Origin of the sequence: Emticicia soli, assembly GCF_037860775.1 — a bacterium.
GTDB classification, from domain to species: domain Bacteria; phylum Bacteroidota; class Bacteroidia; order Cytophagales; family Spirosomataceae; genus Emticicia; species Emticicia soli.
In genome coordinates this window covers 116,462-139,249 of sequence record NZ_JBBEWC010000006.1, presented here as the reverse complement: position 1 = coordinate 139,249, position 22,788 = coordinate 116,462, and the positions used below count along the sequence as shown (strand labels likewise).

At 41.1% G+C, this 22,788-nt stretch carries 19 protein-coding genes; 14 read left to right on the top strand and 5 right to left on the bottom strand.

Translation table 11 applies throughout. From position 1 onward, the window contains the following. The first annotated feature begins 74 nt into the window (after positions 1-74). The 6 genes from WAE64_RS10700 (at position 75) to WAE64_RS10675 (ending at position 8,631) form a co-directional block, all read left to right on the top strand. A complete protein-coding gene (locus WAE64_RS10700; RefSeq protein WP_340236771.1) occupies positions 75-773 on the top strand; it encodes a response regulator transcription factor in 699 nt (232 codons plus the stop codon). A 144-nt stretch (positions 774-917) separates the two neighbouring features. Next, complete coding sequence (locus WAE64_RS10695) at positions 918-2,291, top strand: sensor histidine kinase (protein WP_340236363.1); 1,374 nt, start codon at positions 918-920, stop codon at positions 2,289-2,291. Between the two features lie 112 nt (positions 2,292-2,403). Beyond that, entirely contained in the window at positions 2,404-3,801 is a 1,398-nt protein-coding gene (locus WAE64_RS10690; protein ID WP_340236362.1) for a TolC family protein, read from the top strand. Between the two features lie 56 nt (positions 3,802-3,857). Continuing rightward, positions 3,858-7,076, top strand: a complete 3,219-nt coding sequence (locus tag WAE64_RS10685; RefSeq protein ID WP_340236361.1) for an efflux RND transporter permease subunit — start codon at positions 3,858-3,860, stop codon at positions 7,074-7,076. Between the two features lie 7 nt (positions 7,077-7,083). Next, positions 7,084-8,157: an efflux RND transporter periplasmic adaptor subunit gene (locus WAE64_RS10680; RefSeq protein ID WP_340236360.1), complete on the top strand. Its 1,074-nt coding sequence runs from the start codon at positions 7,084-7,086 to the stop codon at positions 8,155-8,157. A gap of 33 nt (positions 8,158-8,190) precedes the next feature. Continuing rightward, positions 8,191-8,631, top strand: coding sequence for a hypothetical protein (locus WAE64_RS10675; RefSeq protein WP_340236359.1), 441 nt, complete (start codon positions 8,191-8,193; stop codon positions 8,629-8,631). A gap of 52 nt (positions 8,632-8,683) precedes the next feature. On the opposite strand, the gene WAE64_RS10670 is transcribed toward WAE64_RS10675, so the two are convergent. From WAE64_RS10670 to WAE64_RS10660, 3 genes are all read right to left on the bottom strand, one after another. Beyond that, positions 8,684-9,166, bottom strand: a complete 483-nt coding sequence (locus WAE64_RS10670) for an MOSC domain-containing protein (RefSeq protein ID WP_340236358.1) — start codon at positions 9,164-9,166, stop codon at positions 8,684-8,686. A gap of 36 nt (positions 9,167-9,202) precedes the next feature. After that, on the bottom strand, positions 9,203-9,862 hold the full coding sequence (nth, locus tag WAE64_RS10665) for an endonuclease III (protein WP_340236357.1): 660 nt from the start codon (positions 9,860-9,862) through the stop codon (positions 9,203-9,205). Between the two features lie 84 nt (positions 9,863-9,946). Next, entirely contained in the window at positions 9,947-11,050 is a 1,104-nt protein-coding gene (locus tag WAE64_RS10660; RefSeq protein WP_340236356.1) for a vWA domain-containing protein, read from the bottom strand. Positions 11,051-11,245: 195 nt separating this feature from the next. Between WAE64_RS10660 and WAE64_RS10655 the strand changes: the two genes are divergently transcribed. From WAE64_RS10655 to WAE64_RS10620, 8 genes are all read left to right on the top strand, one after another. Then, positions 11,246-13,093, top strand: a complete 1,848-nt coding sequence (locus tag WAE64_RS10655) for a putative porin (RefSeq protein ID WP_340236355.1) — start codon at positions 11,246-11,248, stop codon at positions 13,091-13,093. Positions 13,094-13,256: 163 nt separating this feature from the next. Next, positions 13,257-14,471 carry a glycosyltransferase gene (locus WAE64_RS10650; protein WP_340236354.1) on the top strand — a complete coding sequence of 405 codons (1,215 nt, stop codon included), beginning with the start codon at positions 13,257-13,259 and terminating at the stop codon, positions 14,469-14,471. Between the two features lie 17 nt (positions 14,472-14,488). Further along, positions 14,489-15,121: a 16S rRNA (guanine(527)-N(7))-methyltransferase RsmG gene (gene rsmG / locus WAE64_RS10645; protein WP_340236768.1), complete on the top strand. Its 633-nt coding sequence runs from the start codon at positions 14,489-14,491 to the stop codon at positions 15,119-15,121. A 49-nt stretch (positions 15,122-15,170) separates the two neighbouring features. Then, positions 15,171-15,455, top strand: coding sequence for a PH domain-containing protein (locus tag WAE64_RS10640; protein WP_340236353.1), 285 nt, complete (start codon positions 15,171-15,173; stop codon positions 15,453-15,455). Positions 15,456-15,458: 3 nt separating this feature from the next. Next, complete coding sequence (locus tag WAE64_RS10635) at positions 15,459-16,154, top strand: zinc metalloprotease (RefSeq protein WP_340236352.1); 696 nt, start codon at positions 15,459-15,461, stop codon at positions 16,152-16,154. Positions 16,155-16,357: 203 nt separating this feature from the next. Beyond that, on the top strand, positions 16,358-17,191 hold the full coding sequence (locus WAE64_RS10630; RefSeq protein WP_340236351.1) for a CvfB family protein: 834 nt from the start codon (positions 16,358-16,360) through the stop codon (positions 17,189-17,191). Between the two features lie 14 nt (positions 17,192-17,205). Further along, positions 17,206-17,571, top strand: coding sequence for a Rid family detoxifying hydrolase (locus WAE64_RS10625; protein ID WP_340236350.1), 366 nt, complete (start codon positions 17,206-17,208; stop codon positions 17,569-17,571). Positions 17,572-17,779: 208 nt separating this feature from the next. Continuing rightward, positions 17,780-20,011 carry a fibronectin type III domain-containing protein gene (locus WAE64_RS10620; protein WP_340236349.1) on the top strand — a complete coding sequence of 744 codons (2,232 nt, stop codon included), beginning with the start codon at positions 17,780-17,782 and terminating at the stop codon, positions 20,009-20,011. Positions 20,012-20,318: 307 nt separating this feature from the next. On the opposite strand, the gene hemN is transcribed toward WAE64_RS10620, so the two are convergent. Further along, the gene (hemN, locus tag WAE64_RS10615; RefSeq protein ID WP_340236348.1) at positions 20,319-21,668 is read right to left on the bottom strand and encodes an oxygen-independent coproporphyrinogen III oxidase; all 1,350 of its coding nucleotides are present in this window, start codon (positions 21,666-21,668) and stop codon (positions 20,319-20,321) included. Positions 21,669-21,735: 67 nt separating this feature from the next. Then, positions 21,736-22,776 (bottom strand): response regulator, encoded by a 1,041-nt coding sequence (locus WAE64_RS10610; RefSeq protein ID WP_340236347.1) that lies wholly within the window; start codon positions 22,774-22,776, stop codon positions 21,736-21,738. Between the last annotated feature and the right edge of the window lie 12 nt (positions 22,777-22,788).

The window sequence follows — 22,788 nt, the reverse complement described above, 5'->3', positions numbered from 1 at the left end:
TAAATTTAATACAAGATTAATGGCGTTCTAAGTTTACAAAAGCACCTTGCGAACTTATATTTTGAACCGCCCTGATACTTTTGGAAAAGAAGAAGATACTTATAATTGAAGACGACCGTCGGATTTCTGATAACCTGGTGAAAGGCTTATCGAAAAAAGGCTTTGAGACCGATGTCGCTTTTGATGGACACGCAGGACTGAAAAAGGCCATTTCTTACTCATTCGATTTAATCATACTTGATATAAACCTGCCATTGATGAATGGTTTTGATGTTTGTTTTGCCATCAGAGAGCAAAAGCCCGGTTTACCTGTTTTAATGCTGACAGCTATGGGAGAAGTTGATGACAAGGTAGAGGGTTTAGACAATGGCGCTGACGATTACATTGTAAAACCCTTCGATTTTCGGGAATTATTTGCCCGTATCAATGCTTTGTTGAGACGCTCTTTGCACGCGCCTGTAAATGAGCTTAAAGAGATATTGAGGGTAGCCGATCTTGAGATTCACCTGGATAAAAAAGTGGCGGTTCGCTCGGGTAAAATAATAGACCTGACTGCCCGTGAATTTGCTTTGTTGGAGTATCTGATACGAAACCGAGGCAGGGTGCTATCTAAAATGGATATAGCCGAAAATGTATGGGATTTGAACTTCGACTCGGGTACAAATATCATTGAAGTATATATTAATTATTTGCGCAAAAAAATTGATAAAGACTATGAGCCAAAGCTGATTCATACAAAATCGGGGCTTGGCTATGTGTTGAGAGAGGAATGAGCAAAGGGCAGAGGGCGTGGGGCAGAGGGGAATAGCAAAGGGTTTTGGGCATGGGGAAAGAGTATATCGTAGGGTATAAGTTTTGAGTGTTAAAGTGGAGTAGAAATTGTAATCGAAACATAGATTTGAATTTACAGCAATTGTATGAAAATCAGGTATAAAATTGTTTTGCAGTTTTCTTTGATAGTGGCATTTAATCTTCTGATGTTTTCGGGTTTTATTTATTACCGAGAAGACCAGAAACGCCACGAGACTTTCAGGGGGCGATTGAGCAAAAGGGCTATTACAACGGCCAGGTTACTATTTGATGTAAGTGGGTTTTCGCCGGAGTTGATTCGGATTATGGATAAAACCTCGGTAAACCGCTTGATTGGGGAAGAAGTTTATATTTTCAATACCAAAAATCAATTGGTTTTCTCTAATGCCGAAAGCGTGCCTAAAGAACTTGATACGGCTTTGCTCGACCGCATAAAAACAGAAAATAGTGTGGAGTTCAGAATCAACGAACGAGAGAATCTGGGCTTGTTGTTTGAAGGGAAGTTCGATAATTTTATTGTAATAGAATCGGGGATTGATGTAGACGGCGAGGCCAATCTTAAAAGTCTGCGCCAGACTTTACTCATCAGTTTTTTGCTCATAATACTGGTTGTTATTATAAGCGGGATGTTTTTTGCAGGCCAGGCCTTGCAGCCAATTAAAACAATAAACCACCAGATAGACCAGATTACGGCCCAGAATCTAAGAAAAAGGGTTGACGAGGGCAAAAGTAAAGATGAAATAGCCGAGCTGGCACACAAATTCAATCGGATGTTGAACCGGCTTGAACTGGGTTTTGAGCAGCAGCGTAGTTTTGTTTCGCATGCATCGCACGAATTACGCACACCGCTGGCAGCGATTAAGTCGGAGGTGCAGCTAGGGCTTGAAGAACGCCTGCGAGCACCCGAGTATGAAAAAATACTACAGAATATTCTGGAAGATACCGATAAGCTCATTCTGCTTTCAAACAGCCTGCTGCAAATGGCACGGCCTATTGATAGCTTTAATCTATCGAAAATCGAAAACATCAGGATTGAAGAACTGATTCTTGCCTTACAAAACGATGTAAAAAACAATAAACCCGATGCAATTGTAAGGGTAAATTTTGAGAATATTCCCCCAGACGAACACCTGACAATTGTAAAAGGCAATGAATCTTTACTGAAGAATGCATTTCTGAACCTGCTCGATAACGCCATAAAATACAGTAATACCCAGCCAGTAGAGGTGCTGATAGATTTTGATGAAAAAGAATGTATTGTTCATATAAGCGACAAAGGCATAGGTATATCACAAGAAGACCTGCCCAATATATTTGAACCTTTCTACAGAGGCGAAAACGCTTTCGATGTGCAGGGCTTTGGCGTTGGCTTATCGATATGCCACAAAATTATTGATATTCACAATGGCCGTATCAGCATAAAAAGCCAACCTATGCACGGTTCTACGTTTACGGTGGCTTTACCACACCTTACTCTTTAATGTTTTTTTAATTTTGTACTAAGGACTTTCTAAGGATGTGCAAAGACTTTTGTTTTTGCACATGCGCCATTATGTGTTTATTCTTAACACCTGCCTTAAATGTCCTTATTAAATGAAGAAAAAGTATTTGTTTGTGAGTTGTTTGCTGATTAGGGGCCTAGCCTTTGGCCAGCAGGTAGAACCAGAGCCACACAAAATAAGTTTGTCAGACGCTATTGATTTAGCTGCCCGCAATTATCCCTCTATTAAAGCTAAAAAAGCCGAAAAAAGTATTGCCGAATTTAACCTGAAAGCAGTACAGAAAGAGCGCTTACCCGATTTAATAGTACAAGACCAATACCAGTTTGCTACAAACAATAGTCTTGTAGGGGCTACGTTTCCTGTCGAGGGGCCGGTGCCTTCTGTTTCGGGCGGAATCCGCCCCAATAATATCTATCAACCAGTTTGGGGCAGTTTCACTAGTTTGCAGGTAAACTGGCAGGCTTACACCTTTGGTCGAATCAAAGCCAATATTGATGTGGCACAAAAAGCCACAGTAAGGCAGCAGTTCGATTACGAAAACGAGGTTTTTCAGCACCAGATAAAAGTCATAGATGCTTATCTGGCCCTATTGGTATTTCAGAAAACCGTTCGGATACAAGAGGTAAACCTGCAAAGAGCTACTACTTTTCGTGATGTTACCAATGCCAAAGTTATTTCAGGTTTGCGTGCCGGTATCGATAGCTCGTTTGCAGGTGCTGAAGTATCAAAAGCAAAACTCTTGCTTTTACAGAGCCAGCAGAATGAGCGTTCGCAGCGTATTCGCTTAGGCGAACTACTCGGAAATGCCGCAGGCAATATGGCTGCCGACTCTATGCAGTTTTATCAGAAACTACCCACGCTTCTGCGTGAATATCCTGATGTAACACAGAATCCACTCCTGAAAGTTTTCAATTCACAGATTGATTTAATAAAGTCTCGCTCGGTTGCCATCAAAAAATCACTTAATCCACGCATTGTGCTCAGTGCTTCGGCTTGGGCTCGTGGCTCGGGGGTAAGCAATTCTTCTGATTCTTACAGCTCAAATTTTTTCGATGGCGTGGGGTATCAGATAGGGAATTATCTGCTTGGTGCAGGTATAAGCTGGAACATCACACCTATTTTCAGAATCCGCCACCAGGTTTCGGCCGAGTTACAAAGAGCCCAGCAGTTTCAGCATTTGTTGCAGGAGCAAGAGCTCAGGCTAAGCAGCCAGAGTGCAAACGCCAATGTGCAGATTAAACTTGCTATGGAGCAAGCACTGGAAGCACCTATTCAAACCAATGCTGCCCGTGGCGCTTACATGCAAGCCACCGCCCGATATGATTCAGGATTGGCTACTTTGCTTGAGGTTTCGCAAGCTTTTTTGCTACTCAACAGGGCTGAGGTCGACCAGTCTATTGCCATTAATAATGTATGGCGGGCCTTGCTGCTAAAAGCTGCCTCGGTTGGCAACCTGTCTGTTTTCCTCAATCAGGTAAATGGTCAATAGTTTTTGCTTCAGATAAACAAATTTAACACCAAGTAAGTCTTAATTAAATCTTTGATATGGTACGGCTCGCATTAAAAAGACCTATTACAATAGTAGTGCTATTTGCAGGATTAATTTTGTTTGGCATACTGGCAATCAGAAAAATTCCTGTCGATATTTTCCCTCAGCTCAATCTACCTACAATTTATGTTATTGAGTCGTACGGGGGTATGTCTCCTCAGCAGATGGAAGGCTTTTTTGCCACCCGTATGCAGGACCAGTTTTTGTATGTAAACGGCATTAAAAGCATTGAAAGTAAAAATATACAAGGGCTAACGTTTATCAAACTTGCCTTTTATGAAAATACCGATATGGCCGAAGCCTCGGCGCAGGTTGCCTTGCAGGTAAATAGAGCTGCGAAGTTTTTCCCACCCGGGGCTTTGCCGCCGCAAGTAGTGCGGTTCGACGCCTCGTCTATGCCTGTTGGGCAGTTGGTATTTGATAGCAAAACCAAGTCGCTTAAAGAAATGTATGACTTGGCTTCTACGTATATCCGCCCCATGTTTTCTACTGTGCCCGGTCTTACGGCACCACACGCTATGGGTGCCAACTCAAGAACTGTGGTAGTAAATGTAGACCCCGAGAAACTCCGCCGCTATAACCTCTCGCCCGACCAGGTAGTAGAGGCGATTGCCAAAAACAATTCGATGACCCCGTCGGGCAACTTGCGGGTCGACGACCTGATGTATATAACGAGTGTTAACTCGCTCGAAGAAAAAGTACAACATTTTGGAGATATTCCGCTTGTAACCAATGGCTCAACGGCCCTGTTTATTCATGATATTGCTACCGTAACTGATGCCTCAGACGTAACCGTTGACTACGCACTGGTAAACGGCAAACGCTCTATTTACATACCAATTGTAAAAACTGCCGATGCCTCAACATGGGCGGTGGTGCAAGGGCTGAAAGCCAAACTACCCGAAATGAAAAACCTCTTGCCCGACGACGTTGAACTGAGTTACGAGTTCGACCAGTCGGTGTTTGTGATTAATGCCGTAAAAAGCCTTATGACCGAGGGTATTCTGGGGGCGGTGCTTACAGGGCTTATGGTATTACTCTTTCTGAAAGACTGGCGCAGTAGCCTTGTTGTGATTATTACCATTCCGGTATCTATTCTTATTGGTTTATTGTGCCTGAAAATGGCAGGGCAAACCATTAATATCATGACCCTGAGCGGGCTGGCACTAGCCATTGGGGTATTGGTTGACCAAGCCACAGTAACTATCGAAAACATTCACCAGCATCTGGAAATGGGCAAGACAAAAAAACAGGCAATACTCGATGCCTGTGAGGAAATCTCGTTTCCGCTCTTGCTGATTCTGCTTTGTATTCTGGCTGTGTTTGCGCCATCTTTTGTAATGACAGGCGTACCCAAGGCTATGTTTTTGCCTTTGTCCTTATCAATCGGGTTTTCAATGATTGTATCGTTTGTGGCAGCACAAACATTGGTGCCTGTTATTTCGAACTGGTTATTGAAACAAGAAATGTTTCAGTCTCATCACACAAAGTTTCATGCCCATGCCGGATTGGCGCTCGATAGCGGCGAAATAGAAGAAATAGAAGAGCATAACAGACAAGAAACTACGCATGGCGATGAAAACTCGTTTTTTCAACGAATAAAAGTAAGGCTAAGTAACCTGCTGGAACGATGGATGCGGAGCCGTAAGCTGATTGTGAGCTTTTATATGTTGTTTACGCTGGCTGCTTCGGGGCTGTGCTTTTACCTTATCGGAAAAGACCTTTTGCCTAAAAATAACAACGGCCAGCTACAATTACGCATAAAAGAACCCGAAGGAACACGCCTGGAAAAAACCGAAAGAGATGTGAAAGGAATATTGGCTATAATGGACTCAACGGTGAAAGGTGGCGTTGATATGACCTCGGTGTATGTTGGTGTTATTCCGAGTAGCTATGGCTCAAGCAATTTATATGTATTTAATAGCGGTACGCATGAGGCCATTATGCAAGCCAATGTAGGCGAGCATTTTGAGGGTAATCTCGACGAACTTAAAGACCAGTTACGTGCCAATATCAAGAAAGCTTATCCGAAAATAAATATATCGTTTGAGCCCATTGAGTTAACCGAAAAAATTATGGCTCAGGGAGCTGCCACACCTATTGAGGTCCGGGTAATCGGAAAGAATTTTGAAGAGATAAAATCGTATGCCCGCCGCCTGACAGATAGCCTGCGACAGGTGAGTTTCCTGCGAGATGTGCAGATAGCCCAGCCTCTGAAGTTTCCGGTTATTAAAATCAATATCGACCGTTTCAGGCTTGCACAAATGGGGCTCAACCTGAACGAAGTAACCCGTAGTATAACCGATGCCACTTCGTCGAGTCGATTTACCGAAAAAATACAATGGCTCGACCAGAAAGTTTCCTATACTTATCAGGTGCAGGTACAAGTGCCCGAGTATCTCATGAACTCAATGGAGCAATTACAGTCTATATCGCTCGTAAAAGGCAAGGCACGCCCTGTGCTTTCTGATGTGGCGCAGATGTCGATTGATACCCTGCCGGGGCAATATGACAGAACAGGGCCAAGAAGGTTTCTGACTGTAAGTGCCAATATCTCTAAAAAAGACCTTGGAACGGCTACAAATACTGTACAGAAAACAATCGACAAGCTAGGTGCTCCACCCAAAGGTATGTTGGTTGAAGTAAAGGGGATGTCGTCTTTACTAACCGAAACGCTCGACTCGCTTCAAACAGGCTTAACTGTAGCCATTATTGTAGTATTACTCTTGCTGGCGGCCAATTATCAATCGTTTGGTGTGGCATTTTCGGTATTATCTACGGTGCCAGCCGTATTGCTGGGGTCGTTATTGTTGCTGATGGCTACGGGTGCAACACTCAACCTACAATCTTATATGGGTATTATCATGAGTATCGGGGTATCTGTGGCTAATGCCATTCTGATAGTTACCAATGCCGAATCGTTGAGGTTGAGTTATAAAAATCCGTTTAAAGCAGCTATTACAGCAGCAAGTGTGCGTTTCAGACCTATTATCATGACCAGCCTTGCCATGATTGCCGGTATGATACCAATGGCCAGCGGCCTTGGTGAAGCCGGCGACCAGTCGGCACCTTTGGGCAGAGCCGTTATTGGTGGGCTAATCTTCTCTACGTTTGCTTCGCTTCTGATAGTACCCTTGGTTTATGGCTGGATTCAGCAAAAAGCATCTTTTAAATCAGTTTCCTTATTACCCGACAATGAAAAAACAACCATTTAATACCTATATGAAATACTGCCTCATAAGCCTGCTGGCAAGTGTATTATTGAGCGCTTGTGCCGAAAATCGAGCCGAAGAAAAGAAAACAGAGGCCGTAAAAGCTGTCGCTCCGGCGTATGAGCTAGCTACTGTTGAAAGTGGCGGCGTGCCTTCAACACTAAAACTTCCGGCACAATTGAGTGCGTATCAGGAAGTAAGCCTTTTTCCGAAAGTAAACGGGTATGTAAAAAATGTGCTGGTTGATTTAGGCTCATACGTAAGCAAAGGTAGCTTGTTAATGGAGCTTGAAGCGCCCGAGCTTGAGCAGGCCGTATTGCTGGCTAAAGAAAAATATGCCAAAGCCAATGCCGACTTTTCTATCAATAAAGAGCATTATCAGCGTTTGCTTGAAGCATCAAAAACGAAAGGGGCGGTTTCGCTAATGGATTTGTCGACTATCAAAGCCAAAATGAATGCCGATACAGCATTAGTAAATGCCGAAAAAGCCAATTGGGAAATGCAAAAAGCTATGCTGGGGTATCTGAAAGTTGTGGCACCGTTTAGCGGTGTAATCACCGAACGTAATATTCACCCGGGGGCTTTGGTGAGCGCCGTGGCAAAAGACAAACCTATGCTTGAGTTAAAACAGATAGCTAATCTGCGTTTGCAGGTTGATGTGCCCGAGCATCTGGCGGTAAATCTGCATGAGCGAGATACGCTATCGTTTTATGTAAGTGCGCTACAAGGCAAAAAGTTGAGAGGGAAAATCAGCCGTAAATCAAGAAACATCAATAGCCATTACAGAAGCGAAAGAATAGAGGTAGATGTGGCTAATACAGGCGGACAACTGGCCTCGGGTATGTATGCCGATGTGCTTATTTATTCGAAAGGAAATAAAAATGCCCTGATTGTGCCAAAATCGGCAGTAGTTACCTCAACCGAGCGCAAATACGTATTGGTTTCGGATAACGGAAACATCAGAAAAATAGATGTAAGCACAGGCAACCAGACCTTAGATAAGGTAGAGGTGTATGGCGAACTGCAGGTTGGCGAACAAGTAATAAGCAACGCCAGCGAAGAAATAAAAGAGAGCATTAAATAATAATAGTTGAGGGGTATATAGGCTGAAAATGATATGAGTAGACTATTGTTTTTTATATGGATGAGTGCCTGTTGTGTGGCTTGCGACAAAACCGAACCGCTAAAACCTTATGCTTACCTGAGTGTAAAGTTTGTGGAAGACGAAGAGTATGTGTTAATGGAGCACATTGAAGCAAGCTGGAACTTCAACGAAAAAGAGGCCCACCTGACAGCTTATGGGTTTAAAAATGAAAGGTTAACGATTGACTTGCCCGCTCTGACCAGAACGGGCAAGTATCCTGACCTGAGTATCAGAAATATCTTTTATTCTGATGGAGTAGATTTTTCTCCGTTCAGAGTAGAGAGTGGTGATATTGACATAACAGAATTTGATTATTCGCACGTAGGAGGAAGTTTCAAGGTTACCCTCGAAGACGAATTTAATGGTATTGAGCACAGAACCATTATTGGTAGTTTTATTATATATGCCCATTGAATCAATAATTTTTTAAGGCATACGAGTAGCTGATACGCTTATAGCAGTGCTATCAGCTCAAAAAACTCACTGTATCGCCGATTTTTATTGTGCCGCCTTTTACAACCATGCAAGTGATGCCCCCGTGCCCACGCATGGCATTGTAGCCACCTGTGCCGAGGTTATCTTCCATGCGGCTGCATGGGTGGCAGTAGCCTGTCATTTGCAGAATAACGTCGCCGATTTGAAAAGTAGAATCGTTGAAAGCTAATAGATTAATACCCGAAACCACAATGTTGCGCCGTAGTAGGGCAGGGTCGATACTATCTTTACGAAGCATTTTGGCTACTGCTTCTATATGTTCAGCCTGAATAATGGTTACTTGTCGCTTGCGCGAAGTACCCTTGTAGCGGTCGCCTACTATGCCTTTCTTTTCAGTTACTTCAATGGTATCTGTTATACGTATATCTCCTTTCGACGTAGGGCCGGGGCGATAACTCAGCCATTCAACCTTGCCATCAAAGGCAAAGGTTTTCATTAATTGTTTGATTTCCATCTATGCAGATTCTGTTTTACTAAACAATAACCCATTTCAGAGTGCAGGTGTTTTAAAATCGCCAGTTTCGTAAGCCTTGCAAAAGGGTTTTAGTTCACATTCAGGGCATTTGGGGGTGCGTGCTATGCATATATAGCGGCCATGCAGAATAAGCCAATGATGCGCCACTGCTATTTTGTCTTTTGGCAGATGCTTTATTAGTTCTCTTTCAACTAATAGCGGGTTTTTAGCCGTTTTAGGTACTAATCCCAAGCGGTGAGAAGTACGAAACACGTGCGTATCTACGGCCATAGCTGGTTGGTTGTAGATAACCGATACAATCACGTTGGCAGTTTTGCGGCCAACGCCCGGCATTTTTTGCAGGTCTTCAATCGTATTGGGTACTTCTGAGTTAAAATCATTGACCAACATACGAGCCATGCCAACAAGGCTTTTACTCTTATTGTTAGGATAACTTACGGTTTTAATGTATTCAAAAACTTCTTCAGCAGTAGACGCTGCCAGACTTTCGGGGATTGGGTAACGGTCGAATAACCTTGGTGTTACCATATTTATGCGTTTGTCGGTACATTGCGCCGACAGTATAACGGCTACGAGTAGTTCGTAAGGATTGCTATAATTAAGTTCGGTTTCGGCTTGTGGATAATGTTCGGTAAAATAGGTAACTAAAGCTTTATAGCGTTCTTTTTTATTCATTGTCGGTCGTAAATTTTAAAACGTATCCCGAAGATAGTAAAAACTAATCATTCGGAAGAAAGCCGGAGTATCACTCCGGCAAACTCACTTAATATTTTTGCGGCGATTCCGCTGAAAATCTTCCAGAACAAAGCCACCCAGACCATTCAGATTGCTGTAATAAGCCCTACCATTATTTACCTCGGTAAACTGTTGCACAAACTGTTTCAGATAAGGGTCTGTGGCAATCATAAACGTTGTAATCGGAATATCAAGCCTGCGGGCCTGTGCTGCAATCGTAAGGGTTTTGTTCACAATCTTACGGTCGAGGCCAAAACTGTTCTTATAGTATTTAATACCCTCTTTCAAGCAAGTAGGCTTGCCGTCGGTAATCATAAATACCTGTTTGTTTTTGGTTTTTCGTCTGCGCAATAAATCCATTGCCAGTTCGAGCCCTGCAACAGTATTGGTGTGGTAAGGTCCGACTTCCAGATATGGAATATCCTTGAGCTGTATCTGCCAGGCATCATTGCCAAACACCAGTATATCGAGTGTATCTTTCGGGTACTTGGTTCTGATAAGCTCGGCTAGAGCCAAAGCTACTTTTTTAGCAGGCGTAATGCGGTCTTCACCATAAAGAATCATAGAGTGCGAAATATCAATCATCAATACGGTTGAAGTTTGTATTTTCGATTCACGGTCAATCACCTCAAGGTCGCTTTCGAGCAACATAAAATCATCTATTCCGCTATTAATCTGGGCGTTTTTCAACGATTCCGTCATCGAAATCTGCTCTAAAGAATCACCAAACTGAAAAGCCCTCACGTCGCTACTCATTTCATCACCAACACCTGTGTAAGGCGTATGATGGCTACCGCTAGATTTAGTGCGTTTCAGCTTACCAAATATTTCGTCGAGCGATTGTTTTCTGATGCTTTGCTCACTTTTGGCAGTCATACGGTACTGCTGCCCTTCCTGATTTTCTTCTGTAATGTAGCCTTTCTTTTTTAAATCGTCAATAAAGTCGGCCATGCCATAGGTATCGTCAGTAAGTTGATACTGGCGGTCGAGGTCGCTCATATAGCTTAGTGCCTGGCTCACGTCTCCGGCTGTGATAAGCAATAATTGCTGAAAAATGTTGAGCAATTGCTCAAACTTGTTGTTGCCCTTCATTTCGGGCTTAAATTCTGAAAAACGAAAACCAGTCATGAAAATAAAATGATTTAGACTCTAATAATATTAACGCTTTTTGTGCGCTTAAAGTTTGGCTGTGTTAACAAACACTACTTTTTAAGAACTATTAAGACTTAGCTTGTCTGAAATCCGAAGATTTGCCGTAAATTGCGGCGTTTTTATAGTAACAGGCGGAACATGAGCATAAAAAAAATAATCTTTACACTCTTATTGTCATTTTTTTACGGTTTATGCCATGCTCAAATACTTGACGATTCTACCAAGCAAGTTTATGGCCTTAAAACTACCCGCTATATACTTGAAGATGATATTCTGAATAACCGTAAAATCTATTATAATCCTGACTCACTCATACAGGACTTCCAATGGTCGTTTGATAGAAATATGAAAAGTGGCTGGTTGTATCAAGACTTAGGACTGATAGGCACAGCCGTGAAACCCTTGTATTTTCAGCCAAACGAAGAGGTGAGCAAGCAACTGGGCTTTACTACCTACGGTTTTTATGCTTTCGATTCAAAAAAAGTAAAATATTACAACACAAAGTCGCCGTATACCAATATGCACTATGCACAGTCGGGCGGTGGTATGTTGTTTCTTGATTTTACGCATTCGCAGAATATCAAACCCCGATTAAATGCCACGTTTGAAGTACGCCGACTCACATCGTCAAAACAATATGGCGCACCACAAACCCGTGAAGAACGCCTGATAGATAGCTGGGCTTTGCTGGCCGGTAGCAATTATGAATCGAAAGACGGTAGATATACTATTTTGGGTACTTACAATCATTTTAATCATGCACCAGTAGAGCAGGGTGGAATAAAACCCCTGATTGACAGCCTTCGCTTTGTTGAAGCCGAAGACCTGGGCAATTACAGAAATCTGTTGTCGAGATTAAGTAGTGCCACCTCGCGTGATTGGCGGCATGAATTTCATATTTATCAGCAATACCAGTTAAGTAATGGTTTTCAGGTATATCATATACTCGATTTCCAGAAGCGTACAGACTATTATCAGCACAATACCTTCAAGACTGATACAACAATAGATGGAAAGAATTTCTACGGGCAGCTAGTAACACCTAAAGATACTTTACTACCAGATACGCTTTCATTGGCTTACAGATACCGCCTGATTGAGAATAAATTTGGGATAAAAGGTATTTACAGAGGTTTTGCTTACAGGCTTCATTTACGCCATCGTCTGTATAATCTGAATACTAATTTTGGGGATGATTTCAGGCTTAAGTTTCAAAACGAAGTGTTGGCTGGGGCTTGGGCCAATTACTTTTTCCCAGATAGCGCAAAGCGTGCCTATGCCGAATTTGAGATTGGTACCAGCGGAAATTATAAACTAAAAGCCGAGTATATCGGGCCTCGACTGAACGGGGGATTAATACAACTCTCAACCCCTGCTTATATTCTTGATGAGCGATTTATGAGTGCTGCATATAATTGGCGTAATACTTTCAAAAACCAGTTTTCAAATACTTTTTATGCATCAACTGCTATACAGCTAAACAGGTTCAGGTTTTTACCTAGTGCTTATTACTCTTTTATTGATAACTATATTTATTACGATTCAGAGGCACAAGTTCAGCAATCATCATTTCCGGTTAATATATTAAGAGCCAGCCTTGGGATTGAATACCGCTGGAAGCGCTTGTTATTAGCAAATCAGATTCATCTGGCACATACTCCCGAAAAGAATATTGTCAGAATGCCGACTATCGCCAATAATACTACTATCTCTTACGAGTTTGTGTATGCCAAGCGGCTGCACATTAATGCCGGAGCCGAGATTTATTACCGCACGGCTTACTATGCTGACAATTATATGCCACTTACCCGCCAGTTTTATTTGCAGAACGACAGAAAAGCCTGGGGCTACCCTGTGGTAGATATTTTTGCCAATATGAAAATCAGCAAAGTGCGTATCTTCCTTAAATTTGCCCACGTAAATCAAGGCTTCCCTGATACAGGTTATTTTGTAGGCTCGGTGTATCCGGGTATGCGCCGTACTTTTATGATAGGTGCAAACTGGCCGTTGTTCGATTGACAAGAGCCTGTTTGAATAGGCGCTAAAAAATAAATTTTTTATTAAAACGTACCACAAATTGCTGCTAAACGTAATTTTATTGATTTAATTATTTAGGTTTGTAGAAATTGTTCAATTAAAGAATTTGTATCTTTGCACACTTTTAAACCTAAACTCTTGATACATGGTGTTTTGGCACTATTTACTACCGATTCTTTTTTTTACTGCTGTCTTTGTTCAACTCATTTTCATTTTGGGTTTTTTCCCGGCTCTATTATCACACGAAGACAATCCACGAGAAGAGGTTTCAAACCCGAAACCCGGTGTGTCGGTTGTTATTGCAGCCTGGAACGAGCTCGAGAATCTGAAAGAATTACTGCCGATACTAGAAGCGCAACAGTACCCCGATTTTGAGATAGTTGTAGCCGACGACCGCTCGCACGATGGTACTTACGATTATCTGTTGTTCAACGAGGGAGGCTATTCAAAAGTTAATTTTGTAAGAATAGAATCATTACCTGCGCATTTTACAGCTAAGAAATTTGCCGTAACAATGGGTATAAAAAAGGCAACAAAAGAAATTATTTTGTTGACCGATGCCGATTGCAGGCCAACAAGCGAGCACTGGATTGACACAATGGTGGCTCAACTCGAAGGCGGTAAAGACATTGTTTTAGGTTATTCGCCTTACAGTTTTGAAGACTCAAGACTAAACTCTCTGATTCGTTATGAAACCTTTCAGACAGCCCTGCAATACTTTTCTTTTGCCAAAGCAAACACACCTTATATGGGTGTTGGGCGTAACCTGATGTATCGCCGTGAATTGTTCTGGGTTGGTAATGGCTTTCTGAATCATCAGGAATTATTGGGCGGAGACGACGACCTGTTTGTGAATGAGGTATCGAACAAAAGAAATGTAGCGATTTGTATTAGCGAAGAAGCACAGATGTATTCGGAACCTAAAAAGACATGGGGCGAGTGGATTACACAAAAGCGTCGACACCTATCGGTAGGGAAACGCTATAAGTTCAGAGATAAATTTTTATTGGGTAGCCTTGCTTTAAGCCAATTGTTGTGCTGGTTTATATTATTACCAACGTTTTTTATTAAGCCTGAATGGTTTGAAGCCCCAGAGTGGTCGAGGATTCCGGCTGATTGGATGGATGCCCATAATTTTCAGGATTTTTACCTGTATAACGATTGGATGAGGCTCATAACAGGTGTATTTTTCGGCTGGTTGTTTATCAGATGGATAGTGCTTGCAAAAGCCAATAAGAAACTAAGCAGTACTGTTAGTTCGATTAAAATCCCGTATTACGATTTACTTTATGCCGGATATTATTTAGTTTTCGGAGTTATTACGATTTTCTCGAATCCTAAAAAAATTAAGTGGAGATAAGAAAAATTTCATTGATTATGCCTGCCGATATAGCCATACTTACCAAGTATTTTCCGAAACTCACCGAAAAACAGCGTGAGCAATTCGAACAATTACAAGAACTATATAGTTTTTGGAATAACCAGATTAATGTAATTTCGAGGCAAGACATCGAAAATCTGTACGAGAAACACATTTTGCATTCGCTTGGCATAGCCAAAGTGCTTAACTTTAAGCATGGCACAGAAATTTTAGATGTTGGCACAGGCGGCGGTTTTCCGGGTATTCCGTTGGCTATTTTGTTTCCTGAGTGCCAGTTTCATCTGGTAGACTCAATAGGTAAAAAAATAAAAGTAGTTACAGAAGTGGCGCAAGCATTAGGTTTAAAAAACCTGACAGCCCAACACGAAAGAGCCGAAAACGTAGCCAGCGATTTTGATTTTATTGTAAGCCGTGCCGTAACGAGGCTAAAGCCATTTTATGGCTGGGTACAAAACAAGGTTACCAAAAACCAGTTTAACGACATGAAAAACGGTATTTTGTACCTGAAAGGTGGCGATTTGCAAGAAGAGCTTGACGAGTTTGGTAAAAAATACAAGTTATATAATCTATCAGATTACTTTTCGGAAGAATTTTTTGAAACCAAAAAAGTAGTGTATGTGCCATTTTAAATGGTGAAGTTGTTTAGGATTTTGACAAAACCCACTAAATAATCAAACAATGAACGAAAGATTTGCGGCTAGCACCCTAAAAAACCCTCTGCTGCCTGACGAAGTTATTTTCAGTGAAAAGGGTGTTACTTTTAAAGAAAGAAAGGTTTTTAGAAGCTCTGAAAACTTTGTTTTTTATAACGATATAGCAGGTGTTGAGATAGATTCTGGTATGTTTTTTTCGACAATACGCATTAAAGCAAGAGCAAGAGAGCACGAGATTGTGATTGAGAACTTTACGAAAAATGATGCCAGAAAAGTAAAAGAACTGATACTTGAGCGTGCTTTTCATTAATGTATGTCGGCCGTAGCTATCATAAAGCCTGATGCTAAAGAGATTATTGTTTCGGCAAAACTCTGGCTCTATGGCGATTTTGCAACACAAGAACTGGCCAACAAAATTATTGATGAAATAAACACACAATACAACCAAGCGCAAGGCAAAATAAACATACAAGAAGCCAACGGAAGCACAGCGGCATACCTGATAAAGTTTGAGATAGATGCCGCTGTGTTTACGCTTGACAAAGCCTTTGATTTAGTACACAACAACACCGATTACCGCAACAATTTTATCAGAATAGAGCAGCAGAACATTGTACAACGCTCGTTTATGGGTGCTCAACTGGGCAGTAACATAGGGCATTGGCTGATAAGCGATAATCTGGGAGAATCTACCACTGCTGCGCACGAATTTGGTCATTCTTTAGGGCTCGACCACCCCGATGATTGCGATTTAAGAGATAGAGAACTGCCACCGCCAATGATGGCTCCAAGAGGAACGCTGGTAAAACAGCGGTTTCAGTGGAACCCGACAGTGAATGCCGGTGAATTTGGCGGAACATTAAAGCCGATTTACCGGAAAGTATGTGCCGAAGAAGTGCAAACGATTTTTACAGGAAAAGTTTTTTCTGCCGATGGAACACTGAATCTGGGCATACTTACGAATCTGGTCTATGACGAAATCGGAAATCCGTATTATTTTATTGAGTAATACAGCATTTAATAAATAAAAATTAATTGAGATTAGTTGAAGAATTGATTAGTGGTTTAAGAAATAATTAAGGCTCTTAAAGGTGCGCAAAGTAGAGACAGGGCAATGCCCTGTATTTTCAGAATTAGGCACTCTATAGAATAGAATTTCTTAAATCATCAATCACTAATTCGCTCATTCACTAATTCACTAAATAGATTCTCATGTTTAATTTAGGAGTCAAAAATACTTTAAGAATACTAAGGGGAACCAGCGTGGGTATGTACCTGGGCGACGACGAAGGCAACGATGTTTTGCTGCCCAAAAAGTATATTCCCGACGATGTGATTGTAGGAGACGATATTGAAGTATTTATTTACCGAGACTCTGAAGACCGCATTATTGCCACCACACTAGAGCCTAAAGTACAGCTCGATGGCTTTGCCTATTTGCAGGTTATGGCTGTTACAGGTATAGGAGCGTTTCTGGACTGGGGGCTTGAAAAAGACCTTTTTGTGCCCTTTAAAGAGCAAAACAAAAAACTGGCTACGGGCGACTGGTGCGCAGTATATGTGTATCTGGACGAAGAAACCGACCGATTGGTAGGCTCTTGTAAAGTGAATAAGTTTTTTGAAAAAGAAGACATTCAGCTTGAAATAGGGCAGGAGGTAGATTTGTTGGTATTTGAAGAAACAAACCTTGGCCTCAATGTAGTTATTAACAATAAATACAAGGGCTTGATATACGAAAACGAGATTTTTCAGCGCATAAAACTCGGAACTCGCACAAAGGGCTACATCAAAAACATAAGAGAAGATAAACTCATTGATGTGAGCCTGCAAAAGCAAGGCTATGCCAATATTGAACCCAATGCCGAGAAAATACTCGAAAAACTGAAAGCAAATAATGGCTTTTTAGATGTAACAGATAAAAGTGATGCCAACTACATTATGTATCAGTTGGAGATGAGTAAAAAGACCTTTAAAAAAGCCGTTGGCGGCCTGTATAAACAAAGGCTTATACGGATAGAAGACGACGGGATTTATTTAGCTGAATAACAAAAAAAGGAAATATGAAACAGATTATTTTTACCGAAAAAGCACCTGCTGCCATTGGCCCATATAGCCAGGCCGTGTTGGCCGGCAATACGCTTTATATGTCGGGGCAGATAGCGCTTGATGTTGCTGCTCTGGGCGATGTGCGTGCTGAGGCAAAGAAGATTATGGACAACATTGGGCATATACTGGCCGAGGCAGGAATGAACTACTCAAACATTGTAAAATCGAGTATTTTCTTGAAAAACATGGACGATTTTGCAGTAATTAATGAGGTGTACGGTAGCTATTTTACGGAGGCTCCACCAGCCAGAGAAACAGTACAAGTAGCCCGATTACCAAAGGATGTGAATGTTGAAATTTCGGTGATAGCAGTTAATTAAATTTTAATCTGAAGGCCGAAAATTTAATATTATTTGCTTAAACTTGATTATCAAGTGTTTGCAAAAAGGATTATTCTAACAATTAAAATAAATCCTGACCGTAAAATAATTTTCGTAAGTAAGAATGTGTCTTTAATAAAGAAAATCTTATATATTTACGAAAAAAGAAATTCCTCCCATTTGTAACTAAAACTAAAATAGTTTAGCTATGAGAAAAAATTATTTTCTATCTCTATTATTGTTGATGATTGCTTTTTGGAAAGTTGAGGCTAAAGAGAGAGAAATCTCAAAAGAAAACGCGCCTACTTCCAACACAATGGCTCCCGCATTACCATTACCTACTCCAACAGGTCTTGGTTTTACACCAGTAGGCGGAACAAATTCTCGCTTAAATTTAACTTGGACAGATAATGCAACCGGAGAAACTTCATTTCAGATTGCCATTACAACTGATAACGTAAATTTTAGAGATGTTTCAGCACCTGCAGTGGTAACAACCGGTATTACAGGCATACAATTGACAGGCCTTACGGCGGGTCAATCATACAGAATTGCGGTAAGAGCAGTTAAAGATGCTGCTGGTCCTACTGATAACTATGGTTCTTGCCCGGTTACTATTGTTGGTTTAACCAACGATACAACTAAATTGTATTCTTGCTGGAGTTCAATTCTTGTGGCAACTACAAGCCCAGATGCACCGAATCCTCCATCAAGTGCTAGCATCGTTGAATCAACGCCAGCTAGCCCGAGAAGTGTAACAGTAAATTTTACTGATAACTCTACAAACGAAGATAAATTTATTATTGAGCGTGCTGATTATGGTAGCGATGCATTTGTGAAAATTGCAGAGATAAACGGTATTGCCGGAACGGGCCGTAGAACTTATATTGATAACAGCGTTCAGCCTGCTACTCTTTATAAATATAAAATAATAGCTTACAACGTTTCAGGAGCTTCTGCCGGTTCGGCAATAACAGGTTTGTTTGAAACAATGCCTGACCCACCACAAGCGCCATCGGAGTTAATCTCTCCTTGGCAGACATTGAATACAATTCGCCTTGAGTGGACAATCAATTCAACTAACCAAACGGCCTTTGTAATTGAGCGTTCTGTTGATAATTCAAACTGGGTTGTTGTTACTGATAGTTGGTTCCCTTATACCAATTTCTTTGAAGAAACAAACCTGATTGAAGGCCAACAATATTTTTACCGCATTAAAGCTGTAAACAGAGGAGGCCAAAGTGGTACTACAAATGTATTGGCTGTTTCTACTAAAAAGAGAGTACCGCCACCAGCACCTTACGATTTAGCTGCAAAAACTATATCACCTTACAGAATTGATTTAAACTGGTCGAACCAGATGTTTGGTGAATACGATATTCCTAAATCTATTGAAATTTATCGTTCGTCAACAAGTGCAACAGATGGCTTTACGCAAATAGCTATTCTTTCACCAGAGCAATATACTTATAGCGATACAACAGGGAAACCTAAAACCAAATACTGGTATAGATTATTGTCTGCTAACGAGTTTGGTCAATCATCATATTCAAACGTAGCTACGGCAACAACTTTAGGACCTCCTTCAATCCCTACGAACCTTCAAGTAATTGCAAGCCAGGATAGTTTGTTTAACAACATTCTTATAGCACGTTGGACAGACGCTTCTGATGATGAAGATTACTTTGTGTTAGAAAGAGCTACAGATGTAAACTTTACAACTAATTTGCTTACTGCTAACTTAGTGAAAAACTATACATCAGCAACAAGTATTCCGTTTGATGAAGGTGTTACTTATTTCTTCCGTATCAGAGCTGTAAACGAGCATGGTTCTTCTGAGTATTCAGATTTCACAAGCATTACTTCGTTCTACACGGCAGTTCCAAACAAACCATTTGCTTTAAAAGCAACTGCAGCAGCACGTTCTGTATCTTTGAAATGGGGTGATGATTCGAACAAAGAAGAAGGTTTTGAACTTGAACGCTCAACAGATGGTACTAACTTTGGTCAGGTAACTGTAACCAACCGTAACGTAACTACTTATGTAGATAATACTGTGGCGGCTAATACGAAATACTGGTACCGTGTAAGAGCTACAAACCCTAAAGGTAGTTCTGATTTCTCAAATATTGTTGAGATAACAACTGCTGCCGCAACAACCGGCTTTGCAGGTGAACTAGCAACTACTAGCAACGATACTTGGCAAGTGTACCCTAACCCAACTGCTGATGCGGTTAGAGTTAAATTACCTGAAAGCATGCAAAATGAAGTTGGTGTTGTAACTATCATTGACAGAATGAACAGAGAAGTTGTAAGAACTAAACTGAACGGAACGCAATCAGAATACCGTTTCGATTTGAGTAATTTCTCTGAAGGTACTTATACTATCAGTATCCGTACAAATACACAGCAAATCACTAAGCGTGTGTACAAATACTAATTGAAACAGTGAAATAGTAATAATAAATAAGCGCCTCTAAAGGGCGCTTATTTTGTTTATATGTCTATAAAATGCGTTTTTGTACAGGCTCTATCCTGCGTCTTCAAGGGTCGATGAATTAAGGGATAATTGATAGATAAAATAAATAGACAAATATCTGGTTTTGATAGGCTGATAAAGTCGGGTTGGAAACTCATTAGAGGTAGTCGCTACAAATCATGCTTTAACAGGCATATAAATAAAAAGCGCCCCAAAGAGACGCCTTTTAAAATCTACATAACTTTTGCTAAATAATAAAATACTTTGCTCAAATAGCCTTTGAAAAAGTATTTTGTATCATATTGCCTGTCGGACGAATGTACTTGTCAAAAACAACACAAACATTCCTGATAAATGCACGCCCCTCTGCTGTAACGCTTACTTTGTTATCTTCCAACACCACTATGCCATCGTTCTGCAATGCTTGTAATTGCTCAATCTGCTCCTGAGTAACATCATCGTATGAGAACTCAGTTTCAAACCTGCACATAAGGTTCTGAATGTAGTTCCGCCACACAATATCAGCCTCTGACTGAATGTGCCCACGTAACAATGGGAAGATATGGTTTTTGGTAAGATGTATGTACTCGTCTAAACTCTTTGTATTCTGCGACAAGGCCGTCCATGAATCACTAATAGCCGAAACCCCCAAGCCAAGCAGGCTCTTCGATTGGGTTGTTGTATAACCCATAAAATTGCGGTTAAGTGTGCCATTATAGCTGGCTTTAAATAATGAGTCAGACGGGCGAGCAAAGTGGTCCATACCTACTTCAACATAGCCGCTTTCTTCAAAAAGCATTCTACCTAGCTCATATAATTGTCTTTTTACAGCAGCACTTGGCAGGTTGTTTTCATCAAAACCTCTCTGGCCGTTTCCTTTAAGCCAAGGTACGTGCGCATAAGAGTAAAGCGACAGCCTATCGGGCGATAGCTCTATGGTTTTTCTGATGGTTTTTTCGAACTGCTCAATATTCTGGAACGGTAACCCATAAACTAAATCGTGGCTGATAGAAGTATAGCCAATAGCACGGGCTAGCTCGGTTACTTTCTTTACGTTCTCGAATGGTTGTAGGCGGTTAATAGCTACTTGCACGGTGTGGTCGTAGTCTTGTACGCCAAAACTTACTCGGCGGAAACCTAAATCATATAATGTTTTCAGGTGCGCTTCGCTGGTATTATTTGGGTGGCCTTCAAAGCCAAACTCATGCGTTGGTGTTACTTTTGAGCCTGACAAAATTCCCTCAATTAATTCTCTAAGGTTTTCGGGCGAAAAAAAGCTTGGTGTTCCGCCACCTAGATGTATTTCTTCAATTACCGGAACTTCTCTTAATAAACTACGGTACAGGTTCCACTCTCTTAGTACGGCTTCAATATAAGGTACTTCAAACTGGTGATTCAGCGTGATGCGTTTATGACAAGCACAAAAAGTACACATACTCTCACAAAATGGGAGATGTATATAAAGACTAAGTTTTTTTTCTTTTTTATAAGTTTTTATGAAGCTGTCTTTCCATTGTGCTTCTGTAAAACTGTCGTTGTCCCAGAATGGAACAGTCGGATAACTGGTATATCTAGGAACAGAAGTATTATACTTATCAATAAGTGCTGAATGTGTCATCTCCTCTTTATTTTTTATCAAAAGTAGTATTGCGATAAAAAAAGAAATATGAGGGATGTCATATTTACTAATTTCTTAGCTTTTTTAGTTTATCCATATTGATAATTGTGATTCGACCCGACTCTATTTCAACCATTTTTTCGTCTTTAAAGTCAGACAGTGTACGAATGGCTGTTTCGAGCGAAGTGCCCGCAGCACTGGCCAGGTCTTCACGGCTTATTTTCATTGAAGACTGGTTTTGTTGATAGAAGCGTATCAATGCTTCTGAAACTCTCTTTCTGACCGAGTTATAGGCCAGTTTTAGCAGATTTGCTTCGTTGTCTTTAATGTTTTTAGAGAGCAACTGAATAAATTTCTGTGCCACCTGCGGGTTCTGGTGCAATAGGTTATTGAAGTCTTTTTTGGGTATCAGGCAAATCTCGGCGTCTTCAAGTGTTTCGGTGGTATCGGTAAAGTTGGTTTCTTGTATTAAATCAACATAGCCCACAAAATCGCCGGGGGTGTATAGGTTTACGATAAACTCTTTGCCGTCGTCGTTGGTCTTGAAAGCCTTTAGTTTACCTTTTAATACATAATATAAATAGAGCGGGAAATCGCCCTCACGATAGATTTCTGTTTTTTTCTTGAAATACCTGATTTCACGGTTTTCGGTCAGCTTTTTTAACTCCTGTTCGCCGTTGGCATCAGCAATCAGTTGGTCAAGCCCACTGATGTCTTGCGCATATTGTTTTTTAGATACTTCTTTTTTGCGCAGGCGACTTTCGATGGCGCTCAGTAGCTCAACATCGTCAAATGGTTTGGTTATATAATCATCGGCACCCATATCCATTCCTTTTCTGAAATCGGTGCGTTCGGCTTTGGCTGTTAAGAATATAAACGGAATAGAAGCTGTTTTTTCTTGTTTCGAGAGCAAGTGTAATACCCCATAGCCGTCTAAGACAGGCATCATAATATCACAGATAATGAGGTCGGGTAGTTCTCTGATGGCCATATCTACGCCAACTTTTCCGTTTTCGGCGGTAAGTACTTGATAGCCATCGAGCTCCAGGATTTCTGATGTATTTTCTCTGATTTCCGGATTGTCTTCAATTAACAAGATTTTTTTCATTGTTGTGGTTTT

Bases quoted from the DNA above. Each gene is read 5' to 3' on its own strand.
- WAE64_RS10680 (WP_340236360.1), top strand. From the start codon at position 7,084: ATGAAATACTGCCTCATAAGCCTGCTGGCAAGTGTATTATTGAGCGCT.
- WAE64_RS10650 (WP_340236354.1), top strand. From the start codon at position 13,257: ATGGTGTTTTGGCACTATTTACTACCGATTCTTTTTTTTACTGCTGTC.
- WAE64_RS10660 (WP_340236356.1), bottom strand. From the start codon at position 11,050: ATGACTGGTTTTCGTTTTTCAGAATTTAAGCCCGAAATGAAGGGCAAC.
- WAE64_RS10630 (WP_340236351.1), top strand. From the start codon at position 16,358: ATGTTTAATTTAGGAGTCAAAAATACTTTAAGAATACTAAGGGGAACC.
- rsmG (WP_340236768.1), top strand. From the start codon at position 14,489: ATGCCTGCCGATATAGCCATACTTACCAAGTATTTTCCGAAACTCACC.
- WAE64_RS10635 (WP_340236352.1), top strand. From the start codon at position 15,459: ATGTCGGCCGTAGCTATCATAAAGCCTGATGCTAAAGAGATTATTGTT.
- WAE64_RS10685 (WP_340236361.1), top strand. From the start codon at position 3,858: ATGGTACGGCTCGCATTAAAAAGACCTATTACAATAGTAGTGCTATTT.
- hemN (WP_340236348.1), bottom strand. From the start codon at position 21,668: ATGACACATTCAGCACTTATTGATAAGTATAATACTTCTGTTCCTAGA.
- WAE64_RS10675 (WP_340236359.1), top strand. From the start codon at position 8,191: ATGAGTAGACTATTGTTTTTTATATGGATGAGTGCCTGTTGTGTGGCT.
- WAE64_RS10620 (WP_340236349.1), top strand. From the start codon at position 17,780: ATGAGAAAAAATTATTTTCTATCTCTATTATTGTTGATGATTGCTTTT.
- WAE64_RS10690 (WP_340236362.1), top strand. From the start codon at position 2,404: ATGAAGAAAAAGTATTTGTTTGTGAGTTGTTTGCTGATTAGGGGCCTA.
- WAE64_RS10670 (WP_340236358.1), bottom strand. From the start codon at position 9,166: ATGGAAATCAAACAATTAATGAAAACCTTTGCCTTTGATGGCAAGGTT.
- WAE64_RS10695 (WP_340236363.1), top strand. From the start codon at position 918: ATGAAAATCAGGTATAAAATTGTTTTGCAGTTTTCTTTGATAGTGGCA.
- WAE64_RS10625 (WP_340236350.1), top strand. From the start codon at position 17,206: ATGAAACAGATTATTTTTACCGAAAAAGCACCTGCTGCCATTGGCCCA.
- WAE64_RS10610 (WP_340236347.1), bottom strand. From the start codon at position 22,776: ATGAAAAAAATCTTGTTAATTGAAGACAATCCGGAAATCAGAGAAAAT.
- nth (WP_340236357.1), bottom strand. From the start codon at position 9,862: ATGAATAAAAAAGAACGCTATAAAGCTTTAGTTACCTATTTTACCGAA.
- WAE64_RS10640 (WP_340236353.1), top strand. From the start codon at position 15,171: ATGAACGAAAGATTTGCGGCTAGCACCCTAAAAAACCCTCTGCTGCCT.